Source organism: Pedobacter jaeyakensis, assembly GCF_054461315.1.
The window spans coordinates 3,858,799-3,872,808 of the sequence record NZ_CM136921.1 but is presented as its reverse complement, the minus strand read 5'-3'; the positions used below and the strand labels follow the sequence as shown (position 1 = coordinate 3,872,808).

General features: G+C 40.2%; 14 protein-coding genes. 4 read left to right on the top strand and 10 right to left on the bottom strand.

What is annotated here, in order from left to right:
* Nucleotides 1–9: 9 nt before the first annotated feature.
* On the bottom strand, nt 10–1,134 hold the full coding sequence (locus ACXZ1K_RS17245) for a glycoside hydrolase family 76 protein (RefSeq protein ID WP_458970925.1): 1,125 nt from the start codon (nt 1,132–1,134) through the stop codon (nt 10–12).
* Nucleotides 1,135–1,260: 126 nt separating this feature from the next.
* Here ACXZ1K_RS17245 and ACXZ1K_RS17240 point away from each other — a divergent pair, with 126 nt between their 5' ends.
* Nucleotides 1,261–2,760: a glycoside hydrolase family 76 protein gene (locus ACXZ1K_RS17240; RefSeq protein ID WP_458970924.1), complete on the top strand. Its 1,500-nt coding sequence runs from the start codon at nt 1,261–1,263 to the stop codon at nt 2,758–2,760.
* A 25-nt stretch (nt 2,761–2,785) separates the two neighbouring features.
* Here the strand turns inward: ACXZ1K_RS17240 and ACXZ1K_RS17235 are convergent, their stop codons facing one another.
* From ACXZ1K_RS17235 to ACXZ1K_RS17220, 4 genes are all read right to left on the bottom strand, one after another.
* On the bottom strand, nt 2,786–3,391 hold the full coding sequence (locus tag ACXZ1K_RS17235; protein WP_458970923.1) for an alpha-ketoglutarate-dependent dioxygenase AlkB family protein: 606 nt from the start codon (nt 3,389–3,391) through the stop codon (nt 2,786–2,788).
* Nucleotides 3,392–3,422: 31 nt separating this feature from the next.
* A complete protein-coding gene (locus ACXZ1K_RS17230; RefSeq protein WP_458970922.1) occupies nt 3,423–4,181 on the bottom strand; it encodes a hypothetical protein in 759 nt (252 codons plus the stop codon).
* A 14-nt stretch (nt 4,182–4,195) separates the two neighbouring features.
* Nucleotides 4,196–5,119, bottom strand: coding sequence for a M28 family peptidase (locus ACXZ1K_RS17225; protein WP_458970921.1), 924 nt, complete (start codon nt 5,117–5,119; stop codon nt 4,196–4,198).
* 100 nt (nt 5,120–5,219) lie between these two features.
* Nucleotides 5,220–5,681 carry a GyrI-like domain-containing protein gene (locus tag ACXZ1K_RS17220; RefSeq protein ID WP_458970920.1) on the bottom strand — a complete coding sequence of 154 codons (462 nt, stop codon included), beginning with the start codon at nt 5,679–5,681 and terminating at the stop codon, nt 5,220–5,222.
* A 248-nt stretch (nt 5,682–5,929) separates the two neighbouring features.
* Between ACXZ1K_RS17220 and ACXZ1K_RS17215 the strand changes: the two genes are divergently transcribed.
* The gene (locus ACXZ1K_RS17215; protein WP_458970919.1) at nt 5,930–7,222 is read left to right on the top strand and encodes a DEAD/DEAH box helicase; all 1,293 of its coding nucleotides are present in this window, start codon (nt 5,930–5,932) and stop codon (nt 7,220–7,222) included.
* Here ACXZ1K_RS17215 and mazG read toward each other — a convergent pair.
* The 5 genes from mazG to ACXZ1K_RS17190 are packed head-to-tail and all read right to left on the bottom strand — an operon-like array spanning nt 7,219 to nt 11,861.
* A complete protein-coding gene (gene mazG, locus ACXZ1K_RS17210) occupies nt 7,219–8,025 on the bottom strand; it encodes a nucleoside triphosphate pyrophosphohydrolase (protein ID WP_458970918.1) in 807 nt (268 codons plus the stop codon). The two genes, ACXZ1K_RS17215 and mazG, sit on opposite strands and share 4 nt — an antisense overlap.
* A gap of 28 nt (nt 8,026–8,053) precedes the next feature.
* On the bottom strand, nt 8,054–9,166 hold the full coding sequence (locus tag ACXZ1K_RS17205) for an AI-2E family transporter (RefSeq protein ID WP_458970917.1): 1,113 nt from the start codon (nt 9,164–9,166) through the stop codon (nt 8,054–8,056).
* A 20-nt stretch (nt 9,167–9,186) separates the two neighbouring features.
* Complete coding sequence (gene mnmD, locus ACXZ1K_RS17200; RefSeq protein WP_458970916.1) at nt 9,187–9,858, bottom strand: tRNA (5-methylaminomethyl-2-thiouridine)(34)-methyltransferase MnmD; 672 nt, start codon at nt 9,856–9,858, stop codon at nt 9,187–9,189.
* Nucleotides 9,859–9,890: 32 nt separating this feature from the next.
* Nucleotides 9,891–11,420: an LruC domain-containing protein gene (locus ACXZ1K_RS17195; RefSeq protein ID WP_458970915.1), complete on the bottom strand. Its 1,530-nt coding sequence runs from the start codon at nt 11,418–11,420 to the stop codon at nt 9,891–9,893.
* A 24-nt stretch (nt 11,421–11,444) separates the two neighbouring features.
* Nucleotides 11,445–11,861, bottom strand: coding sequence for a hypothetical protein (locus ACXZ1K_RS17190; RefSeq protein ID WP_458970914.1), 417 nt, complete (start codon nt 11,859–11,861; stop codon nt 11,445–11,447).
* Between the two features lie 216 nt (nt 11,862–12,077).
* Between ACXZ1K_RS17190 and ACXZ1K_RS17185 the strand changes: the two genes are divergently transcribed.
* Entirely contained in the window at nt 12,078–12,413 is a 336-nt protein-coding gene (locus ACXZ1K_RS17185; protein ID WP_458970913.1) for an MmcQ/YjbR family DNA-binding protein, read from the top strand.
* Nucleotides 12,414–12,458: 45 nt separating this feature from the next.
* Nucleotides 12,459–14,009 carry a family 43 glycosylhydrolase gene (locus ACXZ1K_RS17180; RefSeq protein ID WP_458970912.1) on the top strand — a complete coding sequence of 517 codons (1,551 nt, stop codon included), beginning with the start codon at nt 12,459–12,461 and terminating at the stop codon, nt 14,007–14,009.
* The last annotated feature ends 1 nt before the right edge of the window (nt 14,010 follow it).

Below are 14,010 nucleotides of genomic sequence, written 5' to 3'. Positions count from 1 at the left end.
CCGGGTTAATTAAGAAAATGAAATCGTCTTTTCCAACCAGGCATAGCGAGCCAATATTTCTAGCATACCGCCCTGCTCAACCAGGTTTTGTACACCATCCTTTCCAATAAAGAGACCTTGACCGTTTTTTTCATTCTTAAGCGCATGGTCTAAACATTTTTTAAAACCAATTAGGTATTTGGTGTCCTTGTTGTGCTTTAGCAAATGCTGATAACCCCTTAAAAGTACTGCGTTAAACCAGTAACCATCTCTAAATTTACCATCGCCATAAAAATATGCGAGAGATGCATCTGCCATTTTATTAGCGGCATCCAAGTATTTTTTGTCGCCAGTAATCTCGTACAAATACACATTGGATTCTAGCATGGTGCCTGTGTTATAAGAAAATTTGGTCTTATCTAAACTCCCATCCTTTGTATGGATGTTGTCATAATACAAGCCATCAGGTGTTTTCAGCTTGTCGTTAGTCCAGTTGAATATCTTTATTGCCGTATCCAGGTACTTTTTATCCTTAGTTGCCTGGTACATTTGTAGGGCAACCAATACACCCGGACCATTTGAGCAGGTATTTTTTGAACTGGTAGAACCTTCTTTCCAGTAAATTCCGCCACCTAAAACCTGGTTATAACCTGTCATCATAAAATCGTACATCTCCTTACCCTTCTCAAAATCAGCTTTCTTCTTTTTACGGGCATAGGCATCCAAAGAAGTAATGCCGATCCATTGGTTATCGTCATAGTAACGTTCACCTGGTTTTAACTTCATGATGTAATCGGTATAACCACCTTTTGGAGGGGCAGGGTTGTAGTAGGCTTCCATATTTTTCAACAAAGGCGCCATCAGGTTGGCTTTAGGATCCAGCTTCTCCATTTCGTTGGCTGCCTGGTATAACGCGCAAAGCGACCACAAGTAGGTATATTCTCTCAAATAACCATTCTTATTTTCCCGTTGCGCGGGATCAAGGACTACCAGGTAGTATCCAGACTCTTTGTCATAAAAGTTTTTCTGAAGGACAGCATCAAAAGATTTCAATTCATTACTATAAAAATTGCTGTTCTTTTTCTGTGCAAATAGAAAGGTTGAAAGGACTGTAGAAAAAAGGATGAAAAAGATAGACTTCTTGGTGATGTTCATGTTGTGTGTATTGGTTAGCGATATTTTAATAAGCGATATTAACAGTTTTGAAAGATACCAATTAGAAAGCACTCAGAAAAATTCGTTAGATAAGATTATATTCGTGGGTCTTAACACCACACACAAATGAGATCTATTTATTTAACAACCACAGTGATGCTGATCGGCTTTTTACGTCCGGAGGCGGGCGTGTCACAAACCGCGGGTATCAAGTCGCGAGCCATTTACACGCTGCAATCAAAAGCAAATGGAAAGTTGCTTGATGTTCACAACTCATCAGTAGAAAACAGGGCGCAGGTCAATTGCTGGACCGATACAAAATCCGACGCACAGCGGTGGACAATCACGCACCTTGGTCAGGGAATCTATACCTTAACCAATTTAGGCAGCGGAAAATTATTGCATGCAGTAGCAGGTGTGGCGGATTCCGTAAATGTAGACCAGTATGACAACACTGGCTCAGACGATGTGAAATGGAAAATCGTTAAGAAAGACGACGGTTCTTACCAGCTAAAATCCTTATCTGAGGTCAACTCTTTGCTTGGCGTATATGCCAATGCTACGGCAGACGGGGCTAAAGTTAACCTTAGTCGATTACCTGTTGGCGAAGCGCAAAGCTGGGTCTTCAAGCAAGAGCAAGTCCAGGATAAGGCGCTTAGCCCAAAAGCAGCTGCAAAGGTATTTGATGCCTGGTACACCCATTATAAAATAGAAACAGGAAGAGGATTTTGGGATAAGGCAGAGATGATGGAAATAGTATTGGATGCCTATGAAGTAACCAAGGATAAGAAATACCTGGATAAATTCAATTCGATGTACACCAATTTCATCACCCGTAATAAAGAAGATTGGATGTACAATAACTTTAATGACGACATCGCCTGGGCTGTTCTTTTTAGCGTTAGAGGATACCTGTTTACTGGCAACAAGGCCTATTTGGATAAAGGGAAAGATCAGTTTGATAAAATGTATGCAAGAGCGCTAACCGATAAATACGATGGTGGATTAAACTGGTTTGAAACCAAGACTTCTAAGAATGCTTGTATACAAGGTCCTGCAATGGTGGCGGCTTGCTACTTAGCACAGGCAACAGGCGATAGGAACTATTATGATAAGGCAATAGGACTTTACAAATGGTCTAAAACTTATCTTTTTAACCCTGCCACAGGGAAAGTGAATGATAATATTGATCTGGACAAGCAGACCGGTGAGGTAAAAACTGGTACCTGGAGTTCCACCTATAATCAGGGCACTTACCTAGGCGCTGCAGTAATGCTCTATAAATACACTAAAGATGAGCAATACCTGGCAGATGCTAAGAAGATTGCTTTGTACGCAAGAGACGAGATGTTTAACGGAAAGACCATGAACAACGAAGATGGTGGCAACGACCTTCCTGGTTTCAAAGGGATCTTTGTACGCTATGCCCGTAAGTATACGCTGGAAACTAAAAACAAGGATTTAGTGCCATGGTTACAATTGAATGCTAAAGTAGCTTATAACAATAGAAATTCGCAGGACTTAATTCAGACCAAATGGGCAACTAAAACGCCAGAGCTTAAACCAAAATCTGCATTTGGAGGTTCAACAGCTGTTTCACTATTGATAAATACGTTGCCGTTATAAAAATTAAGGATAAGAATTAACCCGGTTATTTCTGTATCGTTCTAAACGTAAGGTTAACACGCGGTTTAAATGGCAGTTTGGTAGGTGGGAGGCGGTGCAACCAATGGTCTTGCGTGGCGCCTTTCATCACCAATAAGCTTCCATGCTCCAATACCAAAGAGATGATATCTTTAGTCTCCTTGTGTTTAAAGCAGAATTTCCGTTGCGCGCCAAAACTTAACGATCCAATGGCGCCATGCTTTTTCAAGTCCTTTTCTCCATCGCTATGCCATGCCATGCCTTCATCACCATTGTGGTAAAGATTGAGCAGGCAAGAGTTGAAGGTCTCCCCGGTTTCCTTTTCAGTAATGGCTTTAAGTTTCAGCAGTTCTTTAGTCCAGGGAAGCGCTTCTTTAGTAATGCCAGAATAGGTGTAGCTGAATTTACTATCTGCGTACCAGGCTACTTTCCGTTTGGTAAGGATGTGTTTTCCAAAGATCATTGCCTCATCCGCTTTCCATTCTATATTGCTTAACAAGGCATCGTAGAAGCCATTTGCTTCATTTAAAGACATAATTGGCCCGTAGTAATTTACTATTCCATCTTTAGGTAATAGGTTTATGTCGCTATTGATGGTATTAAAAAGATCCATGGAATAATTATAAGTATAAACAAATACTCTGTTATTGATTAATAAGCGAGGCCGGTTGGCTGAGGATTACCTTATTATTTTTATAAATCGTCAGTGCCGCCTCAGGGCTTTTTTCTTCTCCAAGAACCTGGACAGCACATTCATAACGGTAATCGCCGCTAGTAAATTGAAAGCTGTGGTTGCCACCACTGCCCTCTGGTTTAAATTTTCCATTTTGTAATATTAAGTCCGGTTTGCTGCTCGTTTCTCCTTTTACCGGCCAGGATACATACCTATAACTTCCGTTATCCATTTCGTCAATCCTAATCTTAAACTTGCTCGTGTGCATTTCAAGGATAGGATTCTTAAAGTTTTTTAGTGATGCATGAAGCAAGAGTTTATCTGCGTTGATCAATTTGGTTCTCCTTAACTTCTCTGCGTCAGATTGATAGTTTATTCCAATTAATTTCCCATCATAATCCAGCCAAACACTACCATTTCGTAGCATAATCCCGCGCCAACCCACTGCCGACCAATCATTCTTCAAATCAGATTTTGTAATCATTTTAATTAGCTGATCATCAAACAACTCTTTATATCTTTTAATGAAGTCAACCTTGTTTTTAACTGCTGGCAATGGGTATTCCCGCTTTAATGGGAATCTAACGGATGTAACTAACTTCTGAAGCTGATTGCTTTTTACTAATGCGATAAAATCACCGACTGATTTTTGGTATTTAACATCAAGCTGCTGTCCAAAGGTTAAACCAGTAGTGAAAAAAAATAGGAATATTGATAAAAGCCTTTTCATTAAAATGTGATCAATTAATTGGTTAAATTTCCTAGTGTTAAGAATACACCGTCAATTACTTTCGCCATCTTGGTTAAGTCCAGCGTTTCAAGAACATCAGTTTTCTCGTGATAGTTTTTGTTTCTATAAAACGACGTATCTGTGATCATTAGTGCACTGTAACCAAATTTCCAGTAATTCAGGTGGTCAGAAAAGTCAATTCCAGGTAGTGCACGTGGGCCGGTGAATGTCTTAGTTTCAACTACTTTTGCGTTTCTGAAGTTTCTGTTGAATGCTCTTGCAAACTTTCCTGCACCAAACTTTTTAACTACTGTAATGTAATTGCCTTTGTTTCCGTAAAACAATGACAATAAGCCAAGAGGGTAGGATTGTGTCTTCTTTTCGTCTTTAAAATAGCCGATCATCTCCAAAGAGATCATGCCGAAAACATCGGCCTTTTGATCAATGAGAGATTTAGCATGCACATAACTGCCCATAAATTCTGTCCTGAAGTACGGAGGTTCTTCCAAAGTATAGGCAACCAGATCAATCCTGTAATTCAGTTTTTTACCTTTTAGCAATCTTGCCAGTTCAAGGAGTCCAACCACTCCGCTAGCATTATCATCCGCCCCTTCCTGTTCGTTGCATACATCATAATGAGCGCCTACTATAATGCGTTTTGCATTTAATGGCCCGAAAGAGCAGATTACATTTTTATAAACCCGATTATCTACCAAATAATCCTGAGTAAAAACGGTATCAGCGTATGTGTTAAAATATTCCTCAATATATTTTGCAGTCTTATTGAGCTGATCAATATTTTGATAATTTCTAAAAGCAACTGGTTTGGTAATTTCTATCAGATGGTTCTTAATGATATTGGTGTCGGCCTCGTTAGCGAAAGATGATGCAAACGTTGAAAGTAGCAGAAAGAAAATAAGGTTCACATATTTGCCCATGTACGGCAATTTACCAAAAAATTAATGTTCTTGTATTTTAGAGCCAGTTTGCTTAGTGAGTTTCATCGCTAATATTGGCTTTTTAAAGCGATAAGGTTAATTATTTAACTGATATAAATATCTCAATTTCTGCATCATCAAAGTTTTGAGCTTTTGCTCCGTAAATCTCAAAGTCCGCATGATAACTTCTTGGGATGTCAGTTTTCCAAATCTTTTCCCATTCTTTAAATACAATATTATCGCTCATTTTTCCCTTAGCCAAAAAGGGCAAATAGTTGTCGGCCGGTATAGTAATTCCTGTAAAACCTTCAGGAACATTAGATAATGAAGAAACTTGACAACCCAATATAGTAGTATATGGTTTGGTGTAATCCAGTTCATAATCGGTGTAAATGCAATACAGATCATCAGCCATTTTATTAGGAATCTGGGCAGCCATGTTGTTGGTCATAAATGTATTCCAGAGCGCTGGGATGTCGGTGGCCGACTGTCCATTTTCATTTGTAGTTCTTACTGATATACCGACAATGTAGCGTGTTTCTATTTGTATGGTTTTCATCATGTTTTATTTCCTGCAATATTAATATGTTATACTGACAACCCTATGGCAGTGCGATGTTTTATTTGAATTTTGTTTTCTGATTTTGGGTGGTAATAACGCAGCTTCTGCATGTTTTCTGTGACAAAAAGGTATCCTGAACTCAGCGCAACTGCACAGAAGCCTCAGAGAATGGCAGCTCTTAAGATAGCGGGTCATTAAGTTCTTTGAAATGCGTAAATTTGCATCATTATTTATCAAATACAGGAATTGTGTCGTTAGAGAAGTTAAAATTAAGCAAGCAGTTGGTTTCGGCCATGACGGATGCCGGGTATCTTAGTGCTAAAGAGATTCAGGCTAAAAGTATGTCCAGAATATTAGGTGGGCAGGACATCATCGCTGTTGGCCCTGAAGGTTCCGGAAAAACCACTACCTATGTGCTTGGTGTTTTAATGAAGCTGAAATACAGCACCGACGAGGCGCCAAAAGTATTGATCCTGGTTCCTGATCAGGAGCGGGTATTGGCAGTTGTTGATCAATTTACTTCTCTTAGTGGTAACCGGAATCTTCGCATTATAGGGATGTACGGCACAGGAGGTATGGAAGAGCAAGTGCTGGATTTGCTTGAAGGAGTGGACATCGTAGTTTCTACGCCTACGCGTGCCCGAGCGGTATATTTAAAGCTTGGCCTCAACCTGAACCGCCTGCAAATGTTTATTGTTGATGATGCGGAACAAATAGTAAAGCAGGGTATGCAATTGCCGGTTTGTGAGTTGGCCAGAAGTGCAGGCAAATGTCAGCACCTGATATTTACTACTGTGGTACACGAAAAGCTAAACCAGATGGTCGACCAGTTTTTGAGCTTGCCAACTACGTTAGAAGTAGAAGATTTAGGAGAAAAAACCGCTGAAACGCATGATCTTTTGCTTTACCAAGTTCCAAACTACAAGACTAAAATTAACTTGCTTGACCTCCTGCTTCGCGATGATGAGGTCTTTAATAAGGTTGTTGTATTTGTAAATACACGTTTAACTGCTCAAAAACTCGGACAAGCATTGCCTTCTCGTAAGCCTGGTGCCATAGCTGTATTGAATCCTTTGTTTTTTGATGAGGCAGGGTTTGATCATATTGAGGATTTTAAAGAAACTCCAGAAGCAAGGGTATTGATAGTTGCCAATGAGGGTTTTTCGGCTTCACTTGATCTATCTGGTATCCCCTTTATTTTTCATTTCGAAGTTCCTGAGAAAAAGGAAACTTTTTTAAGCAGGATAGTCAAAATAGGTGAGGAAGAAGTGGTGGCCATCACTTTTGCTACTGATATGGAACTGATCGATGTAAAAAAGATTGAGCAGTCCATAGGTGCTAAGATCCAGGTAATGGATCTACCGGAAGAGTTGTTAATTGAAAAGGCTGTTAAAGTACCAAAAGTTAAAACCACAAAGGAAGACTTAAGTGCTCCAAAAGGTGGGGGTGCTTTTCATGATAAGAAAGAAAGCAATACCAAGGATTACAATTATGGCATTGGCCAGAAAGCCAAAATGACCATGAAAAAGAAGCACGGTTAAAGTTTCTTGGCTTCGTTCCAGTAGATGTCCATTTCTGCTAATGTCATGTCCTGGAGCGCTTTGCCGTTTTCTTTAGCTTTTTCTTCCAGATACTGAAAGCGTTTGATGAATTTCTTATTGGTTTTCTCTAGTGCATTCTCCGGGTTGATGTTGATGAATCGTGCATAATTGACTAAAGAGAACAGGAGGTCGCCAAATTCTCCTTCGGCTTTTTCTGCATCTATTTCTTTTCCATCCTCAATATTGAACTCGTCTTTAAACTCCTGTAATTCTTCCTCAACCTTTTCCCAAACCTGTTCTTTATTGTCCCAATCGAACCCCACGCCTCGCGCTTTTTCCTGGATCCTGCTGGCTTTTACCAGTGAAGGTAAGCCCTTTGGTACCCCTCCCAAAACAGACTTGTTTCCTTCTTTTAATTTAAGTTTCTCCCAGTTACGCTTTACATCCTGTTCATCGAGAACTTCAACATCGCCATAAATGTGTGGATGTCTGCTGATCAGTTTCTCACATACGCTGTTTAAAACATCAACGATATCAAAATCTCCGGTTTCTGAGGCAATCCTTGCGTAGAATACCAGGTGCATCATCACATCACCTAATTCCTTTTTGACTTCTTGCAAGTCGCCTTCTATAATCGCATCAGAAAGCTCGTAGGTCTCTTCAATGGTGAGGTGCCTGAGCGTCTCCATGGTTTGCTTTTTATCCCATGGGCATTCCGTCCTCAAGGTATTAAGTACTGTAAGCAGTCTTTCAAAAGCAGTTGCGGGACTTTTGGCGGTAACAGGGGGTATGTTGTTGGGCATAAAATTCTGGTGTATGCGCCAAAGTTAATTATTCCTGCTCTTCAAGTTTAATGTTCTTTGTAATTCTGTATATCTTACGTTTTTTATTTGGCTTTTCTTCTCCGCCAAGTAAGATTCCCCAGGGTTTAAGCTGATCTATGCGGTCGAATATAATTTTAAGCATGGCCAAATACGGGATGCAAAGGAACATCCCAGAAATTCCCCAGATCATTTCTCCCACTACAATTCCAATAAATGCAAACAAAGCGTTGATCTTAACTTTTGATCCCACTACCAGCGGCATTAAAACATTGCCATCTACTGCATGTACTGCCGCAAAGGCGGCTATGACTAATAACATTTTTGCAGCTCCGGCAGTGGCAAAAGTAATGAGCACACTAATAAGTAAAGCACTAAAAATACCGATGTAAGGGATGACGTTAAATATGCCCGCAATTAAACCTAAGAGCACAGCGTATTTTACGCCAAGTATCCACAATACGAACATCATCAGGCTGGTCACAATTAACATTTGCAGGAACAACCCGGTGATGTATTTCTTAATGATGTATTGAATTCGTTCTACAATATCGCTAACCTTTTCTGCGTGCTCTTCAGCAAACACAGAAGTAAGGAATCTAAAAAGGATCCTGCGGTAGTTTAAGATGAAGAAGGTGAACAATAGTAAAAATGAAAGAAATAGCAGGGTAGAGGAAACGGTCAACAACGTTGCACCCAATACCGTAGCGCTGGTGGCCAGAGCGCTTGTGGTACTGTCTTGCAAATATTTGATCTGTTTGGTAGTGTTCACGTGGAATGTTCTGGAGATCCACAACTGCACGTCGTGAAATGAAGTTTCTGCCTGCTTTTTGAGCAAAGGCCAGTCTTGCCACAAATCGGTAAGCTGATTAACCAGAAAATACATAATTCCTGAAATTACTGCGATCATTAAAATAACCGAGAAAATAGAAGCCATACTTCTTTTAAAACGGCACTTCCGTTCCAGAAAATTGGCCAGCGGGAGCAAGAGCAGTGCAAGCAAAAATGAGGTTAACATAGGTGCAAGCAGGGTTTGTCCTAATATGGCCAGGTAGCCTAAACACACGATAGCAAAAAGTACCAGCGCTAGCTTGGCATAAAATGGAATGGATAGTTGTTTCATATGCTTAGTTTCAATGGTAGCTAATCCTGTTTTATCGCGCGCAGCATCTCTCTTTTACCTGCGGCGCCGGGAAGTTTTTCAATCGTAAAGCCTTCGCTTTTCAAGGCACGTTTTAAGTTGCCGGTTATCGCGTAAGTTACGAATATACCGCCTGGCTGTAAAAATTGACATACTTGAGCGATGATTTCATCAGTCCACATTTCTGGTTGGTGTTGTACAGAAAAGGCATCAAAGTAAATCAACTTAAAACGTTCTGGTGTGTCAAATCTATGCAGGTATGTATGAAATATCCTCAATTGCTGTTTAGGCAAAATATGTGCCGACTGTTGCATAGCTTTTCCATAATTGTCTATCAGTCCGCTCCAAACATCTGCTGACACGTACTGATCATATCCTGTAGCTACCAATTTCTCAGATCGTAAAGGAAATGCTTCTAATCCCACATACTTCATATTAACATTTTGCTCTTTGCAAAAAGCAGCGGACATGAGAAAATTGAGGCCGGTTCCAAAACCGACCTCTAATATGCTGATCTCTTGTTCAGGAAAAAGATTGATGGCATGCCTTAGTCCGGCATCAATAAATACATGTTTGCTTTCCTGCAAAGCTCCATGCTTGGAATGATAGTGTTCACCAATACTTTCATTGTACAGCGTATTTGAGCCATCTGCAGTTACCGTTATTTTGTTCATAAGAAACAAAAATAGGGAAACTGAATCAGGTTTTACTTAGTATACAACATTGACTGATTTCTGTAGCCCTTTGATAAATTCTCATACCAGTCTACAAATTCCTTTCCACCAGATCTTGCCCATTCTGCGAAATGAAGATAACCCAGGGTGATGTCTTTACCCTCACTGGGATATGCAAATTGTGCCAAAGGAATATCGATGGCATATGGCAGACCTTTTTTAGTTAAGTAATAAGTCCCACTTCCGGGTTCAGTGGCATCATCTGCGGTTCCGAAAAGCTTGGTGTCTGCCAAATCAGTTGGTAATTTACCGGAAAGATGAACTTCATGCCTGGATTGGCCGACTTTGTAAAATATAAATGGATTAAAGTCTGTTCCAAAACTTTCAAATTCAGGGCCTTTCTCTACGTCAAATGTAACGGTATAAGATTTAGGTTCAGTGGCAGGCTGACCGGGAACTGTGTTGTAGGTAGCGAGTTCTTTGTGCATATCCGTAAACAACACAATTACCGCCTTTTTTTGGCCCTCTTCGAGTTTAGCCCCTTTGAGGTTAGCCACCTGTCCAGCCACTAATGGAAATTCAACGCCGAAGCCATTTGAAATATCACCGCCAGTTGCCCTTAATTTGTATTCACCAATCACTTGTACCACGATATTTTTGGCATTGGTGACTACGGTATAATTGTGAGATATCACCAAATCGTTTAAATCGAAGTCGCCGCTAATTGGCCATTGATCTTCAAAAGCTAAAGTAGAGCCTTCACCGGTTGAAGCCAGATTTTTGAATGCCTTATTAAAATCATCAGGATAATCATCCATTAAATCAGGAATTCCATCGCCATCGGAGTCACCTTCTTCAGTTACGACCGAAGCAATGGTGTTCGAGCTGAGCACGATTTCTCCATTTAAGGAGAACAATTTTCCGGTCGTAGTTGCACCCAAACCCATTTCGATACTTCCATCAGCGATAATATGACCGACAAACGTACTGTTGTCTGCTATTTTAACATTTCCGTTTACTTGCCAAAATACGTTAGGGCCAGAACCCCCGCTGCTCATTAATACCTTAGTGTAGCTATCAGCCGTAAAACCCCCATCAACTTTGAAAATGAAAATTGCTTCCGGATCCCCGCCATCTTCCAGCGTTAAAGTTTCACCAAGCTTACCTGTATTAATTCTGTATATACCTGGTTTTAGGGTTGCTGTTTCTTTTGACTTACCGAGTGCAGCATCTTTAAGGTCACCGTCCTTATCAGGTTCCTGTTTTCTTAGGAATTCATTAAGTTCCTTTACGGAAGCCATGGCTTCAGGCGCTGAAGATTTTTCTCCTAACTGTGTACTGCCTCTGATAATCACGCCAGGAGGAAATCCTTTGATTTCAGTACCAGGTGTGATGCCTACACTGCCGCTGATCACGGTGCGGCCAATAGAAGTAACTGCCTTTGCGGCGACTACCCCAAATTCTTTAGCTGCCCCAAAGGAAGGTACGGTTTGGGCATGAGCAGAATTGAGAGACAACGTGTAAAATAGTATGCTGATTATGGAAAATCCTATAACTTTCATAAATGTTTTTTGAAGTATTTGAAATTAGTTGCCGAATGAGATGTTGAGTTCAGTAGCATTAGCCTGTATCTTTTTTGAAGTGATGGACTTATCAGGTGCCATACAAATCAAATAAAGTTCAGTGATCTGGTTAGAAAGGTACATTTTGCTTTTAAACTTCTTTATAGTGTTTAGAGCACCTTTACTTAATAATTTGCTTCCGCGGGAAGGATCTGTTGCGTAAATTGCGACGATATAGGTTTTTCCGGGGAACTTTGTTTCGGCAATTGAAACATTCAGGTTAACATTTCTGGAATTTTCCCAGGAGAAGCCTTTTGGCACAGTAAGAGCTGCAGTTGGTTTTTCTGCAACGACTTCTGGATTAGTGGTAATGACTTCTTTGCTACAAGAAGCAAACAATAATGTGCAAACTGCTGAAAGGGTTAGTAGTGGTTTATTCATAGCAACGAGTTAGGCGTATTGATAATTTTGTAAATAATTAAGCAAATTTATATCCAATTCAAATATGATCATTTTAAAGTCATTTACGTTATAGGGCCAGCATAATATAGGGATTTTTGGGAAAAAATCGCTCATATGACGCCCCGTAATGTTGAAAATACTTATTTTACTTGTAAATAATAATTAACTGAAAAATCAAATAGTTGATTTTATATCATGGACATAGAAACGTTTAGAGATTTTTGCCTTGGTTTAAAAGGTACTACTGAGGGAATGAAGTGGGATCACCTTTGCTTTATGATTGAAAGCAAAATCTTTGTGCTCGTATCGCTGGACGATAATGGGCTGTGCTTTAAGTGTAACCCGGAAGAATTTGATGCCTTAGTGGCAAGAAATGGAGTTAAGCAGGCACCACACTTTGCAAGGCGACAATGGATAGCTATAGATAATTTAGAAGTAATGCCAGAAAATGAACTTAAAAAGCGGGTAGTGCAATCGAGAGCGTTGGTGTTACAAAAACTGAGCAGGAAGGTTCAGGATAGATACGCCTAGTCTTTTGGTATATTTGGATCTAGCTATTCAACTAACCAAGTACACATGACTACAAGGCATTTCAGTTTAGCCGCTCTCTTTATTTTATTACCTGTGTTTAAGGCCATTTCCCAGAGCCCTTCCACTACCATCACCAATTTTAACAGTAAAGGCGGCCAGGTCATGAAATTCAATTCCATGGGAGAAGCGATTGATGCACATGATGGCGAGATCGCTTATTTCAACGGAACCTATTATTTATATGGAACAAGTTATGGCTGCGGATTTTCCTGGGGAATAAAAGATGCACCATTTTGTGGGTTTAAAGTTTACTCTTCCAAGGATATGGTGAATTGGACAGATATGGGACAACTGTTTGACGCAAGTACGCCGATATGGCAATCGCGCTGTAATGGGAATACTTACGGTTGTTTCAGGCCTCATGTTATCTACAATAAACAAACAAACAAGTATGTATTGTGGATTAATGTTTACGACAACCGTGTTGGTTTCAGAGTGTTTACCAGCAAATCACCGATTGGTCCTTTTCTTGAAGTTAATGAACCAAAATTAGCGGTAAATAGTGATTCGCCTGTGGCTGGATTAAACAACGGCGATCATGATACTTTTGTGGACGATGATGGCAAAGGTTATATCGCCTATACGGATTGGCGAACTCAAGGGACTATCGTTATTGAAGCGCTCAGTAATGATTATTTGAGCGGCACTGGCAAGCATGTTAAAGCGGTAACGGCTGGGAGTACAGAAGCACCTTCCTTATTTAAGCGTAAGGGTATTTACTACGTCACATATTCCGATCCCAATTGTGGCTATTGTTCCGGCACCGGTACTTCCTACCGCACTGCAAAATCTCCTTTAGGACCCTGGTCTGAAGGCATCAGAATCAGCAATAATTCCTGTGGCGGACAGCCTTCATTCGTTTCAACCATAAAACTGGCTTCCGGTACTATTTTCTTGTATGGAAGTGATCTTTGGAATAATGCTGCCAAAAACGAATCACTTGCTAACTTCTATTGGGCACCATTATCATTTGCAGAAGATGGGTCAATAAACCCGATGGTTTGCCAAAATGAAGTAGTTGTTCCTTTGGATAAAGTTGCTAAAAATAAAATCGTTAAGGTTAAGGATTTAGATAACACCACTGGACATGATGGATTTAATCAATATTGCGACATCAACAAGGACATACAGCGTTCGCAATCTTTCACGGCTTCTAGAAGTGGTAGTTTGAGTAAGTTGTCTATCGCCTCGTTTAAAAGTGGCTTTCCGGATGCCGATCTGCAAATTGTATTATTTGCAGCTGCGGCTGACTTTACACCAACAGGCTTACCCCTTTGGGAAGCAACTATTGCGCAAAAAGATTTGAAATGGTCGGCCAATTTTACAACTGTATATCCATCTGTAAACGTCGTTTCCGGAAAGAATTATGCAATTGTATTGAGATCGAAAGCCAGAAAGGGATGCTATGGAGTAGCCTATAGTGATGTTGCTGCCTACAAGGGCGGTGGAGCTGCATATAGTTCGGATGCAGGAGCATCATTCAAAAAAGAAGAAAACAGATCATTAATGTTCCAAACCATCATACAAAAAAATTAAG